This is a genomic window from Amycolatopsis sp. lyj-84, from assembly GCF_046549075.1.
Lineage (GTDB): Bacteria > Actinomycetota > Actinomycetes > Mycobacteriales > Pseudonocardiaceae > Amycolatopsis.
The window spans coordinates 526,978-544,215 of the sequence record NZ_JAJPWO010000002.1; the positions used below are offsets into that span (position 1 = coordinate 526,978).

The window sequence follows — 17,238 nt, forward strand, 5'->3', positions numbered from 1 at the left end:
GGGTCCTCCGTGAAGGTCTCGCGGACGCCAGAACGCCCACCGGGGTCGCCGGTGGGCGTTCTGGGCGAAGACGAATCGCTCATCGACTACTTCTGTCCAGCCTGTCTTTACTGATCAATCGCCAGTGTGCAACAGGGTCAGGCGATGGCCTTGACGGCGGTCAGGACCTTGTCCTGCAGGCTCTGCGGGATCGGCACGTAGCCCTTGTCCGACAGCGGCTTCTGACCGTCGGTGGCGGCGACGTTCAGGAAGGCCTTGACGGCCTTGGCGACCTCGGCGTCGGCGTACTTGGAGCAGACGATCTCGTAGGTGGCGAGGATGACCGGGTAGGAACCCGCGACGTTGCTGGAGTAGATCGCGTTCAGGTCCAGCGAGAGGTCGTTGGAGCCTTCCTTCTTGAACTTCGCCGCGTCGAGGGCCTTGGCGACGTTCGCCGCGGTGAGCTCGACACCGCCGGAGCCGCTGTCGATCAGGGCGGCGTTGATGCCGTCCTTCGCGAACGCGGACTCGACGTAGGTGATGGCGCCGTCGGTGGCCTTGACCGCGCTGGCCACACCGTTGGACTTCTCGGCACCGTTACCGACGCCACCGTTGAACTTCTTGCCGTCGCCCTGGGTCCAGGCGCCCTTCGAGGCCGCCTTCAGGTACTTCTGGAAGTTGTCGGTGGTGCCCGACTCGTCGGTGCGCGAGATGACCTGGATCGGCTTGTCCGGCAGGTTGACGGACTCGTTGCCCTTGACCGCCTTGATGGCCGCGTCGTTCCACTTGGTGATGCCGCCGTTGAAGATCTTGGCGGTGACCTCGGGGGTCAGGGTCAGCTTGTCGACGCCGGAGACCTTGTACGCGACGGCGACCGGGCCGATGACGAGCGGGAGGTTCCACGCGTCCGAGGCGCAACGGGCCTTGGCCTTCTCGGCCTCCTCGCCGTCCTTGAGGGGCGAGTCCGAACCGGCGAAGTCGACCTGGTTCGCGTTGAACTGCTTGATGCCCGCGCCGGAGCCGCTGGGGTTGTAGTTCACCTTCTGACCGGCGCACTTGGCGGCGTACTGCTGCACGAAGATGTCGATCGCGGTCTTCTGCGCGGACGAGCCCTCGGCCGAAAGCGGGTTCTTGCCGCCGCATTCGACACCGGCCGTCCCGCTGGGCGCGGACGCGGCGCCCGAGCCCTCGGTCTTCGTCGCCGCCGGGTCGGATCCACAGGCGCCGAGCACGAGGGCGGCGCTAGCCACGATGCCGATCGCGCCCGCGGGCCGCATGATCTTCACTGCATTTCCTCCACTGGGAGACTTTCGCCGGATCGGTGGAACGGGAACGTTCCTGCCGGATCCGGACACTAAGCACCGACAGTGGACAGGTGGCCGTCAAAGGGTGAACGACAAGTGAACAAGGCGTCTGATGTGAGCAGCGTGACTAGTCCGATCGGGGTCCGTGTCCCTGCCGTGACCTGCGCGTCTGCTCTCCGTGACCGGTCAAGTGCCGCAAGTGTGAACGCGGTTACCGAGCGTATTGGACGTCGACCTCGTATCGGGTGAAGCCGAGCTTCGAATACACCGCGAGCGCGGGGGCGTTGTCGCCCTCGACGTACAAGATCACCTGCCCCAGTCCGCGGTCGCGGAGATACCGCAGCCCGGCGAGGGTGAGGGCCTTCCCGAGGCCGCCGCCCTGCGCGTCCGGATCGATGCCGACGACGTAGACCTCGCCCACGGGCTCGCCGCCGAACCGGCCGGGGACCGCCTCGTGGACCTTCGTCCAGTGGAAGCCGACGACCTCGCCGTTCTCCTCCGCGAGGAAGAAGCCTTCGGGGTCGAACCAGGCTTCCTTCTCCGTCGCGCGGACCTCGTCGGCGGTCAGCGCGCCTTGCTCGGGGTGCCAGTCGAAGGCGCGTGCGTTGACGCGGACCATCGCTTCCTCGTCCTGACCGGGGACGAACGCGCGCAGCGTGACACCTTCGCGGGTCGCGGGTTCCGGCCAGTCGGCCGTTTCGACGTCCGCGTGCAGGATCAGCAGTTCGCGGGCGCGCTCGAAGCCCTCGGTCCCGGCGAGGTGGACGGCGCCGGGGTGATCGCCGTGCGCCCAGACGCGCAGCGGCTTCCCGCCGGCTCGTTCGACGAGCGCCCGGATGAGGGCTCTGCCATGACCGGCGCGGCGGTGCGCGGGGTGGACGAACAGCTCGGCGACCTGATTGCCGTGCGAGTCGCCTTCGGTGTCCAGGTGCGCGTACGCGACCAACTCGCCGTCCGAGTGCCCCAGAAGGTGCTGGCCACCGGCGAAACCGGTGCCCTCGGGACGACCGTCCTCCTCGCGCACGGCGAGGAGCAGGCCGCGGATCTCTTCCGTTTCCGGTTCACCGGTCCACGTCGGATCAAGCATGAAATCGACCCTACCCGGGAACCCCGTACCCGCCTGGACGTCTTGTCAGGCAGGAGAGGAAGGGATTCAGTGCGCGGAAAGCTCGCTCGGCTCGTAGACGCTCGCGTCCGGGGCGACGGCCTGCTGCTGCTTGGCGGCGGACCCCTTGGAGGGGCGCTCGAACTTGTAGCCGACGTTGCGCACGGTCCCGATCATCTGTTCGTGCTCCGGCCCGAGCTTCGCGCGCAGGCGCCGCACGTGGACGTCGACCGTGCGCGTGCCACCGAAGAAGTCGTAACCCCAGACCTCCTGCAGCAGCTGGGCGCGGGTGAACACCCGGCCGGCGTGCTGCGCGAGGTACTTGAGGAGCTCGAACTCCTTGTACGTGAGTTCGAGAGTGCGCTTGCGGAGCTTCGCGGTGTAGGTCGCTTCGTCGATGACCAGTTCACCGACCCGGAGCTCGGCGTCGACCTGGGACGCGGCGCCGTCGCGGGTGGTGACCAGCCGCAGCCGGGCGTCGACCTCGGCGGGGCCGGCCGTCGGGAGCAGGATGTCGTCGGTGCGCCATTCCGCGCTGACCGCGACCAGCCCGCCCTCGCCGACGACGGCGACGATCGGCGTGGAGGCCTCGTCCTCACCGGCGCCCTTGAGCAGACGGCAGAGGCTCTTCGCGGAGGCGAGATCGCTGCGTGCGTCGAGGACGATGACGTCGCGGTGGCCGGCGTCGAGCAGCGCGGTCACTTCCGGAGGACGGACGCGTACGGTGTGGGGCAGCAGATCCAGGGCGGGAAGCACCGCGGTCGCGTCGGGTTCCGCAGTCAACACCAGAAGGTCCAGGCTCATCGCCGCACCGCCCTCACTTGTAGTCGCCTCGAACGTGGCTACAGCCGGTGCTTGGTGAGAATAGCGGGTGAACACCCGGGGACCTACCCCGTGCTGGATCGATCACACCTGGCCAAAGAGGTTTACGAAGGAGATTTGACGCGATGGTGAGCAGGCCCGTGGCGCGTGACGACCGACCGTCCCCCGGCCGGTCCGCCAAGCGACCGAAGCGGCGTGGCCGGGGCTGGCTCATCGCCCTCGCCGTGCTGGTGGTCCTGCTGGTCGGAGCCGATTTCGGGGCGGCGGCGTTCGCCGAGCACACGATCTCCCAGAAGGCCCGTGAACAGCTCGCCCTGAAGAACGATCCGGCGGTCACCGTGCACGGTTTCCCGTTCCTCACGCAGGCCCTTTCCGGTGACTACAGTCACATCACCATCAACGCCCAGGGCGTGGCCGTTCCGCCGAAGTTGAGTGATGTGGACTTCAACGCCGACATGAGCGACGTCACGGCGCCGCTGTCGGATCTGATCAACGGCAACACGAAGGCGATCTCCATCGCGACGCTCAAGGGCGAGGTGACCATCAAGGCCGCCGACATCGCGAAGCAGGCTCCGCTCGACAAGATCCAGAACCTGAAGATCGAACCGGTCACCGAGGACTACGTCCGCAACGGCGAGAGCGGCCAGGGCGAGACGACGCCGCCCACCACCAACGCGCAGGGCGAACCGATCGACAGCTCCAGCGCGGGCATCCGGCTGTCCGGCAACGTGCAGATCGCCGGTCAGAAGGTGGAGATCTTCTGCTTCGCGATGATCGAACTGAAGGGCCAGAAGATCAGTATCGAGCCGAAGCGCCTGCAGTTCGGGAATGACAAGGAGACCACCGTCGTTCCCCAAGCGGTGCAGGACGCGCTGCTGCCGAACTTCAACGCGACCATCGACACCGGCGCCATGCCGTTCTCGGTGACCCCGACGTCGGTGCGCGTGAGCAGCGGTTCGGTGACCATCAAGGGCGAGGGCAAGAACGTCGCCTTCAGTGGAGCGAAACCACAAGGTTGATCCGACGCAGGGGTGAGCTGATTTGACCGGAGTGTGGGTGCTGCTGGGCGTTCTGGTGCTCGGCGGGGTGGCGGGCGCGCTGCTCCAGGCTCGGAACGGCCGCGTGCGAGCGGCCAAGTCCAGCGCGTCCACACTGCCGGAGCGCGTCTCCGCCGCCCTCGCGCCCGAAGGCGTCACGCTGATCCAGATCTCCACCACGTTCTGCGCGCCTTGCCGCCACACCCGCGTGATCCTGTCCGCGCTCGCGGAGAAGACCGACGGCCTCACCCACGTCGATCTGGACGTCACCGAAACCCCGGAAGTCGCCCAGGCACTTTCGATATTGCGGACTCCGACGACGCTGGCCTTGACGCCCGACGGCCTCGAGGTTTTCCGCGTCGGCGGCGTTCCCCGAGGTCAGGACCTTCTCGAGGCTCTGAAACCCCACTTGACGAACGCCTGATCCCGAATTTTGGGAAGCGTCCCAAGGTGTGAACACGGTTCCCAACCTGAGGGAGCTCTGCGTACCCTCGTGCCCGTGAACAGGCTGCCCCGAACCTTGCTGACCCAGCGCCGCGCAGTGGATCTGTGCCGCGTTCGCAGCAGCCTGTGTCCGGCCTGCTGATCGCGCTTTCGAAGCCGCTGCCCCGTGCCCGTCCGGCACGGACCTCTTTTCCCTCTCGTTCGCAGGAGGATCCATGTCCGCAGGACCGGCCGTCGACCCCCGGGGTCCGCGTTTCGCCGCCATCCTGACGACGATCGTGCTCGCGGTCGTGCTCATCACCCAGTGGTGGCCACTGCTCGCGGCGCAGGCGGTGGTGTTCGCGATCGGTGCCTTCATCGGCCTGAAGCCGGCGCCGTACTCCCTGGTCTACCGCTACCTCGTCGCGCCGCGCCTCGGCCCCACGACCGAACGCGAGGACGCCGCCCCGCTGCGGTTCGCGCAGGCCGTCGGTTTCGTGTTCGCCGTCGTCGGCACCGTCGGCTTCGCCGCCGATCTGACCGCGCTCGGGCTCGTCGCGACGGCGTTCGCGCTGTTCGCGGCCTTCCTCAACGCGGCGTTCAACTTCTGTCTCGGGTGCGAGATGTACCTGCTCATCAAGCGTTTCAGTCCCAGCCCTCGCGCGTCCTAACCCAGAAAGAGAGTCAGCTCCATGAGCCGTGAAGACGTCCTGGTCACCACCCAGTGGGCCGAGGAGAACCTGGACACCCCGGGTGTCGTGTTCATCGAGGTCGACGAGGACACGACCGCGTACGACAACGGACACATCCGCGGTGCGGTGAAGTTCGACTGGCGCAAGGACCTGCAGGACGGGGTCCGCCGCGACTTCGTCAACAAGGAGGGCTTCGAGAAGCTGCTGTCGGAGAAGGGCGTCTCGAACGACGACCGCGTGGTTCTCTACGGCGGCAACAACAACTGGTTCGCCGCGTACGCGTACTGGTACTTCAAGCTCTACGGCCACGAGAACGTGCAGCTGCTCGACGGCGGCCGCAAGAAGTGGGAACTCGACGGCCGTGAGCTGAACTCGGAAGAGGTCAAGCGCGAGGCCACCGCGTACAAGGCCAAGGAGCAGGACCTCTCGATCCGCGCGTTCCGCGACGAGGTCGTCCAGGCCATCGGCGCCAGCAACTTCGTCGACGTGCGTTCGCCCGACGAGTTCTCCGGCAAGCTGCTCGCCCCGGCGCACCTGCCGCAGGAGCAGTCCCAGGTCCCGGGCCACATCCCCGGCGCGCTGAACGTCCCGTGGGCGAAGGTCGCCAACGAGGACGGCACCTTCAAGACCGAGGGCGAAATCAAGGAGCTGTACTCCGACGAGGGCCTCGACGAAGCGAAGTCCACGATCGCGTACTGCCGGATCGGTGAGCGCTCCTCCATCGCGTGGTTCGCGCTGCACGAGCTTCTCGGCTACGACGCCGTGAAGAACTACGACGGTTCATGGACGGAATACGGCTCGCTCGTCGGCGTGCCGGTCGAGTTGGGAGCCAAGTGATGGCGGCAGACGACAGCTGCGGCGCGCCGGTCCAGGAGGCCACGCCCGCCGATTACGACACCCGCGGCCAGGTAGTGCTGGCGGGCAAGGTCACCGGCGCCGAAGGCCCGGTCGGCGGCGCCTTCGTGCGGTTGCTGGACGGCGGCGGCGACTTCACCGGCGAGGTCGTCTCGTCGGCTGACGGCGACTTCCGCTTCTACGCGGCCCCCGGCGACTGGACGGTGCGCGCGCTGCACAAGAGCGGTAACGGTGAAGCCTCCGTCACCGCTCAGGGTCCCGGCGTCCACCAGCTCCAGGTCTCCGTCGCCTAAAGCTGCTGAAGGGGCCTTTCACCGCTCCATCCATGCCCCCGCCGCCGCCCTCAACTGAGGCGCTGCGCGCCCGGCCTGGATTCCAGCGGTGAAGGGCCCCTTCGTCATGTCTGATGCGGGGAAAGGCCCCTTCAGCTCCTGTGGGCACTGCCACGGACCCTCAGGAGGCCCGTCCGGGCAGGTAGCGACTAAAGTGCGTGTCGTGGAGATCCTGTTTACGACCCTGCTGGTGCTCGCCGGCGTCGCGATCACCTGGTTCGCCGTGTACGTCGTCTACCGGCTTTACGCGGACCAGCGCTGACCCATGACTGCGAGTGGCGACGAGGCCATCCAGGCCGCGGAGAAGCGCGCGGAAGAAACGCGCGAACGCAACCTCCCTCCGTACGGCACCCTTCCTGACCTGCCCATCCCGGGCGACACGGCGAACCTGCGCGAGGGCCCCAACCTCAATGACGCCTGCCTGGCGCTCTTGCCGCTGGTCGGCGTCTGGCGCGGCGAAGGCGAGGTCGACTACCCGACCATCGAAGGCCCGCGCCGGTTCGGCATGCAGCTGACCATCGCGCACGACGGCCGTCCCTTCCTCACGCACGAGGCCCGCGCCTGGCTGCTCGACGAAGACGGCAACGTCATCCGTCCCGCCGCGCGGGAATCCGGGTTCTGGCGCCCGCAGGCCGACGACACGATCGAACTGCTGCTGACCCACAACACCGGCATCGTGGAACTCTTCTACGGCAAGCCGCGTGGCAAGGCTTCGGTCCCGGCCTGGGAGCTGGGCACCGACGCCGTCGTCCGCACGTCGTCGGCCAAGGACGTCACGGCCTCTTCGCGGCTCTACGGCATCGTCAACGGCGAACTCGGCTACGTCGAGGAGCGCGCCATGATGGGCCAGGAACTGCAGCCGCACACGTCGGCGCTGCTGCGTCGCGTGGTGGGCTGACCGTCTCCCCGTGCGGTGGCGTGCCTACGGCGAGCACGCCGCCCTGCTCGACTGCGATTCACTGACCCAGACGATCGCGGCGCACGCCACGGTCTCGGCCGCGCGTCCGTCCGGGATCGCCGAACTCGTCCCCGGCGCCCGCAGCCTGCTGATGGTGGAAACCCCCGGCTCGGGCGCCCTCGCGGCCGTCCGTGAACTCCTGGCGGGCGCCGATCTCGAACATCCGCCCGACGGCGAACCCCGCGAGATCACCCTCGACGTCACCTACGACGGCGAAGACCTCGAACTCGTCGCCCGGGACGCCGGAGTGTCCATTGAGGACGTCGTACGGCTGCACGCCGATGCCGTCTACACCGTGGCGTTCACCGGGTTCGCGCCCGGTTTCGGTTACCTGACAGGACTTCCCGAGTCACTCCGGCAGCCGCGGTTGTCGACTCCCCGCACGCGCGTGCCATCGGGTTCGGTCGGGATCGCGGGCGAGTTCACCGGGGTCTACCCGCGCGTCTCGCCGGGCGGCTGGCGGCTGATCGGCCACACCCGCACCGTCCTGTTCGATCCGCGCGCCGACCCGCCCGCGGTGCTGGCGCCCGGCGATCGCGTGCGGTTCCGGAGTGCCGGATGAGGGCCCTCGAAGTGGTCGAGACCGGCCCGCTGGCGCTGGTCCAGGACTTGGGCAGGCCCGGCTACGCGCATCTCGGTGTCCCGCCGTCCGGCGCGCTGGACGTCCCGGCGCTGAAACTCGCCAACCGGCTCGTCGGCAACGACGAGGCCGCGGCGGGTGTCGAGTGCCTGTTCGGCGGGCTGCGACTGCGCGCGACGACGTCCTGCACGATCGCGGTGACCGGCGTGGCCGTCCCCGTCGAGGTCGACGGTCGCCCCGTCGGCTCGCACGCGCCGGTGTGGCTGGCCGAGGGCCAGGTCGTGGCGATCGGTACGCCCGTCACCGGCCTGCGGTGCTACCTGGCGGTCTCCGGCGGGATCGCGGTCGACCCCGAACTCGGCAGCCGTTCGCGGGACGTCCTCTCGGAGATCGGGCCCGCTCCGCTGAAGCCGGGCGACGTGCTCCCGCTCGGCACCCCGTCCTTGCCCGGCGGCGCCGACGTCGTACCGCCCACGATCGCCCCGGCCGAGCTGGTCGTGCCCGTCGAGCCGGGGCCGCGGGCGCACTGGTTCGAAGACCTGGCGGCCGGGCTCGCGAAGACCTGGACGGTGACGGCGGAATCCAACCGCGTCGGTCTCCGGCTCGACGGGCCTGCCCTGACTCGCGGAGACGACTACGCGGAGAAGGAGCTACCGAGCGAAGGCCTGTTGACCGGCGCCGTGCAGGTGCCGCCGAACGGGCTGCCGGTCGTGTTCTTGGCGGATCATCCAACTACCGGTGGTTATCCGGTGGCGGCCGTGGTGAGACGGGCGTCACTCCCGGCCCTTGCGCAGGCCCGTCCCGGAACCCTTCTCCGCTTTCACTCGTCCACGAAGGTGTGGAACAGGTAAAGGTCGACGGTGGCACAGGTGTCATCGACACAACTTCGGTCCCCACCCAACCGGAACTCCCGCAGTCCTTGCGGATCGCGCTGGCGACCGGTCAGATGCGGCGTCCGCTCGGCGATACGCTCCGCCCGCTTCTCGATCTCTTCGCCGACGGCGAGTACCAGGTCACCGGCCCCGAAAGACTGGCCGAGGACCGCTATCTGACCCCGAGCGCCGACTGGCCGCCCGCCGACGTCTCGCGGGTCGGCTACTACCGGACGGCGATCAAGAGCGGGCACCGGCCGGTCGCGGTCGTCCTGGAGACCATCGACGCGGCGGTGATCCTCGACGGGCACCACAAGATCGCGGCCTACCGCGAAGAAGCGATCCTGCCGCACCTGCTGATCATCAGCCCGCTCAGCTGATGGCGTATTCGCTCTCGTACGCGGCGGCCAGCTCGGCGTGGATCGCGCTGGAGTCGCTCAGCGCGACGCCGTCGAGAGTGTGCACCCTGGTCAGCTTGCGGACCGACGAGGCGAGGAACAGCCCCTCGCCCTCGCTGAGGTCCTTGACCTGGAGCGGTTCGACCTTGATCGACCAGCCCGCCCGCTCGGCACCCCGGAACAGCGCCGCCTGCGTCGTCCCCGGCAGGATGCCGATGCTCGCCGGCGGCGTGTAGAGCGTCTTGTCCTTCGCGAGGACGACCGTCGAAGTCGGCCCTTCGAAGACCGAACCGTTGGCGGCGGTGAAAATCACATCGCTCGCGCCGCGGCGCGCGGCCTCCCGCAGCGCGGCCATGTTGACGCCGTACGAAATCGACTTCGCGCCCAGCAGCAGCCACGGCGCGCGCTCGGCGAGCTCGGGCTCGATACCGCGCTCGAGGGTGATCGCCGCGACACCTTCGACGCGGGCGCGCTGGACCTTCTCGTCGATCTCCACGCCGAGCGCGAACCCGAACGGCTTCGCCTCCGGATCGCCGTCGATTCCCCTGGTGTACACCAGTTTCAGGGCGATCTCGGCCGGTCCGGACCAGTTGTCGATGACCGTCTGCGCGGCGCGCTCCCAGGCCGCGAGGTCCGGCTCCGGCAGGTCGAGCATGGCCGCGGAACGGGCCAGCCGATCGAGGTGCGGACGGAGCTCACGAGGGCGGCCGTCGACGACGAGGATCGTCTCGAACACGCCGTCACCGCGAAGCAGTCCGAGATCGTCTACCCGCAGGTGGGCGGCTTCGGGGTCGGCCAGGGTCCCGTCGAGAAAGGCAAGCACGCGCATACGGACACGGTACTCACTAGCATGGGTTTCATGCCCTACCGCTCCCCCCTGCTCGACCTCCCCGGACCGATCGCGGCACCCGACGGGCATCCGGAGGAGGGAGTCCCGTGGCATTGGGGAGATCCCTTCGCCGAACAACGGACGGCGACGCGCGGCGCGGTCGTGATCGACCGTTCGCACCGCGAGATCCTGGCCGTGACCGGGGAAGAACGCTTGTCCTGGCTGCATTTGGTGATCTCGCAGCACGTCACCGGACTCGCCGAGGGCACCGGCACCGAAGCTCTCGTGCTGGACACCCACGGCCGCGTCGACACCCACATGGTCGTCGCGCACGCGGACGGAACGGTGTGGCTGGACAGCGACAGGGGCGCGATGGCGTCCAGCGCGTTGCCCTCCGGCGGCAAGCAGACCCTGCGCGAGTACCTCGAAGCGATGAAGTTCTGGTCCAAAGTGGACATCCGCGATGTCTCGGACGAGCTGGCGCTGATCACCGTCCTCGGGCCTGACGCGGACCGCGTGCTGGCCTCCGTGGGTGTCTCGCCGGCCTCGGACGCGTACTCGGTCGTGTCCCTTCCCGGCGGTTTCGCGCGGCGGATGCCGTGGCCGGGACGGAACAGCGTCGACCTCGCCGTTCCTCGCGCCGAGCTCGCCGACTGGTGGCGCCGCCTGACCGACGCGGGCGCCCGGCCGGCGGGCAGCTGGGCGTTCGACGCGCTGCGGGTCGAGTCGCTGCGGCCGCGGCTGGGGCTCGACACCGACGAGCGCACGATCCCGCACGAGGTGAACTGGGTCGACTCCGCCGCGCACGTGGCGAAGGGCTGCTACCGCGGTCAAGAGACCGTCGCGAAGGTCCACAACGTCGGGCGGCCGCCGCGGTACATGGCGCTGCTGCACCTGGACGGTTCGCCGGAGATCACGCCGGAGACCGGGGACCCGGTGGTCCTCGGCGAACGGACGGTCGGGCGCGTCGGCAGCGTGGTGCAGCACCACGAACTGGGACCGATCGCGCTGGCGCTGGTCAAACGCTCGACGCAACCTGGTGCCGAACTGCTGGTGGGCGCCGAGGACCGCGTCGTGCAGGCGGCCATCGATCCGGACTCCGTGCCGGGCGAGGCCCCGGCACCCGGACGGGAAGCGGCTCAGCGGCTGCGAGGCTGACGGCTGGGGCTTCTGGCTTGATAGTGCGTGTCGTGAAGGCCTCCTTACCTACCCTGAGCGTAGGTAAGGAGGCCTTCGCTACCTCTTGCCGCGCCACTTTCGCCCCAGCAGTACCACCAGTCCCAACGAGAGCGCGGAAGTCCCCTTTCCTCGGCTCAGCGAAGGGAACACGGCTTTCGCGCACGTTCTAAGTACGTGAAGGCCCCCTTCCTTGCGCCTAGGTACATGAAGGGGGCCTTCACGTACTCCGGTCCCGCTAGCTGGCTCGGGCGGGGGCTGAAGGGGCCTTTCCCCGCATCACACGCCGCGAAGGACGCTTTCCCCTCATCACACGCGGCGAAAGTCCCCTTCGCACTTATCCACAACTCTGCCCACCTGTGGACAACCCCACCGACCAGCACTTTTCCCCCGCCACCCCCGGTAGACTGGACCAGGGGCCGCCCCCGGGACGGGTGGGGGGCGCGCTCTGGAAGGGACCGAAAGAGCGGCGGCGCTCGGGAGGTCTTCGGGAGCGGCGGAGATCCTTGTGGTATCGCGCCCTGCGGAACATTTCCGCTGGAGCGCGATAAGCTACGCGCGTGATCGAAGTCCGGCCCGGTGGTCGCCGTCGTATCGACCGCGTGCTCGGCCCTGGGTATCTCAGCGACCTCGGCGAGCTGGCCCTTTCCGTGCTGCGCGAGCGCCGTGACGAGGCCGCGCAGGAGGAGACCGACCTGTCGTACCTGCGGCGGCTGCTGCACGCGCGGATCGACATCGTGCGGGCCGAGCAGGAGCGCCGGAGCTCGGGCGGTGAGAGCAGCGTCGTCGAGCGGCTGGCCGCGATCCTGGCGGACAACGCGATCGGCCCGGCCACGGGTTCGGGCAGGCATCAGCGGCTGGAGCCGTCCCGGGCGGGTGAGCACCGGCGGTTCGCCGAGGCGCTCATCGGCGACACGGACCTTTCCGACGTCAGCACGCTCTCGGACGAGAAGCTGGTCAACGCCCTCAACAGGTACGCCGACGAAGAGGTCTCCGTCTCCTCGTACCGCCGTGAGGTGCAGGGCGTGATGGACACGATCAACGCCGAGATCGCGACCCGCTACCGCAAGGGCACGGCGTCCGTCGACGACCTGCTCGACACCGAACGCGGCGGCCCCGAGTGACGAATCCCGTCCTGGTCGAGGTCGTCCGTTCCGGTTTCGTCGAAAGCACGCACCGCGGCGCGCTGGTGATCACGGCCCCGGACGGGTCGGTGCGGTTCTCCGCCGGCGACATCGCGCGGCCGGTCTACCCGCGCTCCTCCAACAAACCGCTCCAGGCCGTCGGGATGCTGCGCGCCGGTCTCACGATCGGCGACGAAGACCTCGCGCTGGGCTGCGGATCGCACAACGGCGAACCCGGCCACGTCGAGGGCGCGCTGTCGATGCTGTCCCGCGCCGGGCTGACCGAGGACGCGCTTGCCTGCCCGCCCGCGTTCCCGCTGCACGAGCCGAGCATGCTCGCCGTGGCCGCGGCCGGGAAACGCCGCGCCGCCATGAACTGCTCCGGCAAGCACGCCGCGATGCTCACGACCTGCACCCAGCTCGGCTGGTCCACCGGCGACTACGCGGCCGCGACCCATCCTCTGCAGAAGGTCATCCAGGCCACCATCGCCGATCTCACCAGCGAGACGATCGAAACCGTCGGCGTCGACGGCTGCGGCGCCCCGCTGTTCGCGTTCTCCCTCACCGGCCTCGCCCGGTCCTTCGGCAGGCTGGTCACCGCGATGGGCGGGCCGGACCGCCGGGTCGCGGACGCCGTCCGCGCGCATCCGTGGCAGGTCGCGGGCACCGGCCGCGAGGACACCGTGCTGATGAAGAACGTCGACGGCCTGTTCTCGAAGGGCGGCGCCGAGGGAGTGCACTCGTTCGCGCTGCCGGACGGCACCGCGCTGGCGTTGAAGATCGACGACGGCGCCGCGCGGGCACGGATCCCGCTGCTGCTCGCGACCCTGCGCCACCTCGGCATCGACCCGGGCACCGAGGCGGAGCAGCTGCCCAAGGCGGCGGTCCTCGGCGGCGGGAAGCCGGTCGGCGAACTGCGGGTCGCCGCCGGTCTCTTCGGCTAGTTCGCGCGTTCCCGCGCGGCCAGGTCGCCCCAGAAGTCGCGCAGGTCGGCGAACAGTTCCGCCAGTTCGTCGACGTTGCCGGTGCGGAGCGCGTCGAGGATGTCGTGCACCTCTTCGGCGGTCGTGTCGGCCTGCAGGATCGAGTCGGCGAAGAGCTGCACGAGGCCGCCGTAGTCGAGTTCGACCGCGGAGCCGGGGTGGAAGCTGTCGAGCCAGCGCCGCGTCTCGGTCAGCACCCGGCCGGGCGCCGAATCGCCGAAAGTCGCTTCGAGCAGGTCACCGACCTCGCGGGCGCGATGCCGCGCGTCGGCGATGGAGACCCGCCACGACACCTCACGCTCGGGGTCGTCGCGGCCCTTGCCCAGTTTGACCCGGCGCATCCCGGGATCGAACAGCACGAACCACGGGAGAGGAACGGTCCACGTCGTCGAGAGCGTGTGCGACGCCGAGGCCGACAAGTCGCCGATGGCGGACTTCGCCCGCGAGCGGATCATGTCGAGCGAAGCGCCGCCCGCGCCGAGCACCGCGTTCTTCAACGCCGGATGCGCGTCGCCGAGGAAGGTCACCAGCGCGGCGGCCGAGCGTGCGCGGATCTCCATCGGACAGATCAGCGGCCCAGGGCCGGCGTCGCCGTGCTCACCCTCCGGTACGTCTTCGGGATCCAGGACGAGGACGTCGGTGACGAGACTGGGCGCGGCCCTGCCGTCCACGAGCTCGGCGGGCAACAGCCGTCCGACGTGCTGTGACTTGAGCCACAGTATCTGCTCGCGCTCGCCCGCGGCCGAACGATCGAGCCGGGCCGCTTCGACGGCCTCGAGCAGGCGTTCGTCCGGTGGATCACCCAGCGCGAGCAGGGGCTCATAGACGCGGAGATAAGCCGCGAACGGACGGGGCACACGAGCATCGTGGCACGCCGACCTGCGACTATCGCCACCGACCGGCCGGTAACCGGCGTTCGGTGAACACTGTCGCCACCAGCACACCGTGCCACGTCGCATCCAACCCCCCGGACACGGTACGGTGTCAGCAGGAAATAATTGTCGAGACGATGCGGGGCCGCCGATTCCCCCGGCCGCCCCGCCCCTGTGCGAGGGGGTCGAGCCATGGGGCGCGGCCGGGCTAAGGCCAAGCAGACGAAGGTGGCGCGCGAGCTCAAGTACAGCTCGCACGAAACCGACTTCGATGCTTTGCAGCGCGAGCTGTCCAGTAGTTCCTCGGATTACGGGCACGAGGACGACAAGCGGGACGACGACGACCCGTACGACGGGTACGACGAATACCGCCGCTGAGCAGGCGTGACACGCGAGGGTGGGACGGGCTGAACCCCGTGGTCCACCCTCGCGTGTCGCGTGCTGCCCAAAATACGAGGAGGGTTCCGTGTCTGACGTAACGCGGGTAGGTGTCATCGGAGCCGGGCTCATGGGTTCCGGGATCGCCGAGGTGCACGCACGTGCCGGACTGGACGTGATCATCACCGAGGTGAGCCAGCCGGCGCTGGACTCCGGGCGGGCGCGGATCGAGAAGTCGCTGCAACGCGGCGTCAAGAGCGGGAAGCTCTCGCAGGAAGACGCCGACGCGGCACTCGGACGACTCCGCTTCACCACCGAGATCGGCGAGTTCGCCGACCGCGACCTCGTCATCGAGGCCATCCTGGAACAGGAGCAGGCCAAGGTCGAGGTGTTCCGGTCGCTGGACAAGATCGTCGAACGCGAGGACGCGGTATTCGCGTCCAACACCTCGTCCATCCCGATCATGAAGCTCGGGATGGCGACCAACCGCCCGCAGCAGGTGGTCGGTATCCACTTCTTCAACCCGGTCCCGGTGCTGCCGCTCGTCGAGCTGGTGCCTTCGCTGCTGACCAGCGACGACACCGCCCGCCGCGCGGAGGAGCACGCGACGACGGCGTTGAACAAGACGGTGATCCGGTCGCAGGACCGCGCCGGGTTCATCGTGAACTCGCTGCTCGTGCCGTATCTGCTTTCGGCGATCCGGATGATCGAGTCGGGCTTCGCGTCGGCGGAGGACATCGACCGCGGCATGGAGCTGGGCACCGCGCACCCGATGGGCCCGCTGCGGCTCTCGGACCTGATCGGCCTGGACACCATCAAGGCGATCGCGGACTCGATGTACGCCGAGTTCAAGGAGCCGCTGTACTCCTCGCCGCCGCTGCTGCTGCGCATGGTCGACGCCGGCCTGCTCGGCAAGAAGACCGGCCGCGGGTTCTACAGCTACTCCTGATCCGCAACTTTCGTAGCGGCGGACGACCACTTCTTCGGCTGTCCATGCGACCGGCTCGCCCGGTTGCATGGACGGCATGAGCGAGCACACGCGTCGTAAGGCAATCACCGTCGCCGGTCTGACCGGCCTCACCGGACTCGCCACCGCGGGCACCGCTTCCGCGCGTGACCGCCGCGGCGTCCCGACATTCGTCTTCGCCGCGGGCGCGAACGGCGTCTCCGGCGTCCCGAACGAACTCGTGCTGCGCGGCTATCGCTGCGTCGGCGTCGATCTGCCCGGACAACGGCCGACCGACGCCCAGTTCCGGCTCTCGTACCAGGCTCCGCAGGATCTCGTGGCGTTCGCGACCGAGCCGTCGCCGCTGGCCGCAGTGACCGTGGCCGACCACATCGCCGCGACCGTGGAGACCGTCCGCCGGGCGGCCGCGCACGGTCCGGTCGTCCTCGTCGGCGCCAGTATCGGCGGCGCGGCGATCAGCCTGGTCGCGAACCAGGTGCCGCGGCTGATCGACCTGCTGGTCTACGACACCGCGTTCTGCTGCGGCGAACTCCGCACCCCCGACGAGTACCTCTCGACCGACGAGGGGAAGGCGACGCACGCCGCGGTGCTGCTGGAGTTCATGGCGGGCGATCCGGCGGTGGTCGGAGCGTTCCGCTCGAACTGGCGCATCGCCGACCCGGTGCGCCTGGCGAAGGCGAAAGAGGCCTTCATGAGCGACAGCACCGAAGCCGAGTTCCACACGTTCCTGAACTCGATGACGCCGGACGAGCTGGCCGGGAAAGGCGCCGTCGACTCCCGCGGTGACCTGCGCACTTGGGGCCGCATCCCGCGCGTCTACGTCCGGCACCTGCGCGACAACATCAACCCGCTCGCGTTGCAGGACCGGATGATCCGGGAGGCGGACCGGCGCACCCCGCGCAACCGGTTCCGGGTCTTCGACCTCGACACCGCGCACGTCCCCACTTCGGCCAAGCTCGGCGAACTCCTGGACCTCTACGACCGGCTGGCCCGCGCGCTATGAACGCAGCTCCGCGACAGACTTCTTGAGCCCAGCGCGCTCGAGCGCGTCGAGGATCTCGGCGAAACTCGTCGGCGGGGAGCGCCGGGAATCCGCGATCCGAAGCACCGCCTCGACGACCAGCCTCCGGTTGAGAGCGATCCGGTCGAGCACGAAATCGTCCGAGCCTTGAGCCTCGATGTCCCAGCGCCTCAGGGCGTGGTCCGGAAAGTCCCGCAGGTTCTCGGTCACGATGACCTGAGCCCGCGCCTTGATGGCCGCGGCGAGCACGTGGCGGTCGTCCGGATCCGGAAGAGCGAGTGCCGGAACGAGCGGCTCATAGCCGGTGACCAGGCAGTCACGGACCGAGCGATTCATCAGTTCCCGCGTCCGGTCGAGTTTTCCCGGATCGAGATCCGGGCGGTTCTCCTTGAGGTTCCGGAAGACCTCGTCGAGAATCTCGTCCGTCCACTTGGCCTGAACGAGCCCGCTCTGCGCGATCCGGATCAGGAGATCGCGCAGAGCGTTGGGGTACAGCACGTTCGCGTCGAGAAGGACCACAAAGGCCACTTG

21 protein-coding genes are annotated in these 17,238 nt (G+C 68.9%); 15 read left to right on the top strand and 6 right to left on the bottom strand.

All coding sequences use genetic code 11. The features are described 5' to 3' along the window. Nucleotides 1-137: 137 nt before the first annotated feature. The 3 genes from pstS to ACLJRM_RS07485 all read right to left on the bottom strand — a co-directional run bounded on the left by pstS (nt 138) and on the right by ACLJRM_RS07485 (nt 3,192). The gene (gene pstS / locus ACLJRM_RS07475; RefSeq protein WP_101611251.1) at nt 138-1,265 is read right to left on the bottom strand and encodes a phosphate ABC transporter substrate-binding protein PstS; all 1,128 of its coding nucleotides are present in this window, start codon (nt 1,263-1,265) and stop codon (nt 138-140) included. Nucleotides 1,266-1,494: 229 nt separating this feature from the next. Further along, entirely contained in the window at nt 1,495-2,370 is an 876-nt protein-coding gene (gene mshD / locus ACLJRM_RS07480; RefSeq protein WP_410662632.1) for a mycothiol synthase, read from the bottom strand. 66 nt (nt 2,371-2,436) lie between these two features. Next, a complete protein-coding gene (locus tag ACLJRM_RS07485) occupies nt 2,437-3,192 on the bottom strand; it encodes a winged-helix domain-containing protein (RefSeq protein ID WP_101611253.1) in 756 nt (251 codons plus the stop codon). Between the two features lie 143 nt (nt 3,193-3,335). Between ACLJRM_RS07485 and ACLJRM_RS07490 the strand changes: the two genes are divergently transcribed. From ACLJRM_RS07490 to ACLJRM_RS07530, 9 genes are all read left to right on the top strand, one after another. After that, on the top strand, nt 3,336-4,229 hold the full coding sequence (locus tag ACLJRM_RS07490) for a DUF2993 domain-containing protein (protein ID WP_101611254.1): 894 nt from the start codon (nt 3,336-3,338) through the stop codon (nt 4,227-4,229). A gap of 22 nt (nt 4,230-4,251) precedes the next feature. Next, nucleotides 4,252-4,671, top strand: coding sequence for a TlpA family protein disulfide reductase (locus ACLJRM_RS07495; protein WP_101611255.1), 420 nt, complete (start codon nt 4,252-4,254; stop codon nt 4,669-4,671). Nucleotides 4,672-4,906: 235 nt separating this feature from the next. Further along, nucleotides 4,907-5,341 carry a DUF4395 domain-containing protein gene (locus ACLJRM_RS07500; RefSeq protein ID WP_101611256.1) on the top strand — a complete coding sequence of 145 codons (435 nt, stop codon included), beginning with the start codon at nt 4,907-4,909 and terminating at the stop codon, nt 5,339-5,341. A gap of 21 nt (nt 5,342-5,362) precedes the next feature. Next, complete coding sequence (locus tag ACLJRM_RS07505; RefSeq protein ID WP_101611257.1) at nt 5,363-6,199, top strand: sulfurtransferase; 837 nt, start codon at nt 5,363-5,365, stop codon at nt 6,197-6,199. Further along, complete coding sequence (locus tag ACLJRM_RS07510) at nt 6,199-6,510, top strand: DUF1416 domain-containing protein (protein WP_037320418.1); 312 nt, start codon at nt 6,199-6,201, stop codon at nt 6,508-6,510. Before ACLJRM_RS07505 ends, ACLJRM_RS07510 begins: the two co-directional genes overlap by 1 nt. 304 nt (nt 6,511-6,814) lie before the next feature. After that, nucleotides 6,815-7,447, top strand: a complete 633-nt coding sequence (locus ACLJRM_RS07515) for an FABP family protein (protein WP_101611259.1) — start codon at nt 6,815-6,817, stop codon at nt 7,445-7,447. 10 nt (nt 7,448-7,457) lie between these two features. Beyond that, nucleotides 7,458-8,069 carry a 5-oxoprolinase subunit PxpB gene (pxpB, locus tag ACLJRM_RS07520; protein WP_410662633.1) on the top strand — a complete coding sequence of 204 codons (612 nt, stop codon included), beginning with the start codon at nt 7,458-7,460 and terminating at the stop codon, nt 8,067-8,069. Beyond that, a complete protein-coding gene (locus ACLJRM_RS07525; protein WP_410662634.1) occupies nt 8,066-8,938 on the top strand; it encodes a biotin-dependent carboxyltransferase family protein in 873 nt (290 codons plus the stop codon). Before pxpB ends, ACLJRM_RS07525 begins: the two co-directional genes overlap by 4 nt. After that, nucleotides 8,926-9,339, top strand: coding sequence for a hypothetical protein (locus tag ACLJRM_RS07530; protein ID WP_101611262.1), 414 nt, complete (start codon nt 8,926-8,928; stop codon nt 9,337-9,339). The genes ACLJRM_RS07525 and ACLJRM_RS07530 overlap by 13 nt, the downstream gene beginning before the upstream one ends. Here the strand turns inward: ACLJRM_RS07530 and ACLJRM_RS07535 are convergent. After that, a complete protein-coding gene (locus ACLJRM_RS07535) occupies nt 9,332-10,186 on the bottom strand; it encodes an aminodeoxychorismate lyase (protein WP_410604846.1) in 855 nt (284 codons plus the stop codon). The genes ACLJRM_RS07530 and ACLJRM_RS07535 overlap by 8 nt on opposite strands. 30 nt (nt 10,187-10,216) lie before the next feature. Here ACLJRM_RS07535 and ACLJRM_RS07540 point away from each other — a divergent pair, with 30 nt between their 5' ends. From ACLJRM_RS07540 to ACLJRM_RS07550, 3 genes are all read left to right on the top strand, one after another. Continuing rightward, nucleotides 10,217-11,344 (top strand): YgfZ/GcvT domain-containing protein, encoded by a 1,128-nt coding sequence (locus tag ACLJRM_RS07540; protein WP_101613592.1) that lies wholly within the window; start codon nt 10,217-10,219, stop codon nt 11,342-11,344. A 578-nt stretch (nt 11,345-11,922) separates the two neighbouring features. Beyond that, complete coding sequence (locus tag ACLJRM_RS07545; RefSeq protein WP_101611264.1) at nt 11,923-12,486, top strand: aerial mycelium formation protein; 564 nt, start codon at nt 11,923-11,925, stop codon at nt 12,484-12,486. Beyond that, nucleotides 12,483-13,430 carry an asparaginase gene (locus tag ACLJRM_RS07550; RefSeq protein WP_410662635.1) on the top strand — a complete coding sequence of 316 codons (948 nt, stop codon included), beginning with the start codon at nt 12,483-12,485 and terminating at the stop codon, nt 13,428-13,430. The genes ACLJRM_RS07545 and ACLJRM_RS07550 overlap by 4 nt, the downstream gene beginning before the upstream one ends. On the opposite strand, the gene ACLJRM_RS07555 is transcribed toward ACLJRM_RS07550, so the two are convergent. Beyond that, entirely contained in the window at nt 13,427-14,326 is a 900-nt protein-coding gene (locus ACLJRM_RS07555) for a hypothetical protein (protein WP_101611266.1), read from the bottom strand. The two genes, ACLJRM_RS07550 and ACLJRM_RS07555, sit on opposite strands and share 4 nt — an antisense overlap. Nucleotides 14,327-14,533: 207 nt before the next feature. Between ACLJRM_RS07555 and ACLJRM_RS07560 the strand changes: the two genes are divergently transcribed. From ACLJRM_RS07560 to ACLJRM_RS07570, 3 genes are all read left to right on the top strand, one after another. Continuing rightward, nucleotides 14,534-14,719, top strand: a complete 186-nt coding sequence (locus tag ACLJRM_RS07560) for a DUF3073 domain-containing protein (protein WP_020632289.1) — start codon at nt 14,534-14,536, stop codon at nt 14,717-14,719. 88 nt (nt 14,720-14,807) lie between these two features. Beyond that, nucleotides 14,808-15,668, top strand: coding sequence for a 3-hydroxybutyryl-CoA dehydrogenase (locus ACLJRM_RS07565; RefSeq protein ID WP_101611267.1), 861 nt, complete (start codon nt 14,808-14,810; stop codon nt 15,666-15,668). A gap of 76 nt (nt 15,669-15,744) precedes the next feature. Next, nucleotides 15,745-16,689 carry an alpha/beta fold hydrolase gene (locus tag ACLJRM_RS07570; RefSeq protein WP_410662636.1) on the top strand — a complete coding sequence of 315 codons (945 nt, stop codon included), beginning with the start codon at nt 15,745-15,747 and terminating at the stop codon, nt 16,687-16,689. Here ACLJRM_RS07570 and ACLJRM_RS07575 read toward each other — a convergent pair. Next, on the bottom strand, nt 16,684-17,235 hold the full coding sequence (locus tag ACLJRM_RS07575; RefSeq protein ID WP_410604841.1) for a PIN domain-containing protein: 552 nt from the start codon (nt 17,233-17,235) through the stop codon (nt 16,684-16,686). The two genes, ACLJRM_RS07570 and ACLJRM_RS07575, sit on opposite strands and share 6 nt — an antisense overlap. Nucleotides 17,236-17,238: the final 3 nt, after the last annotated feature.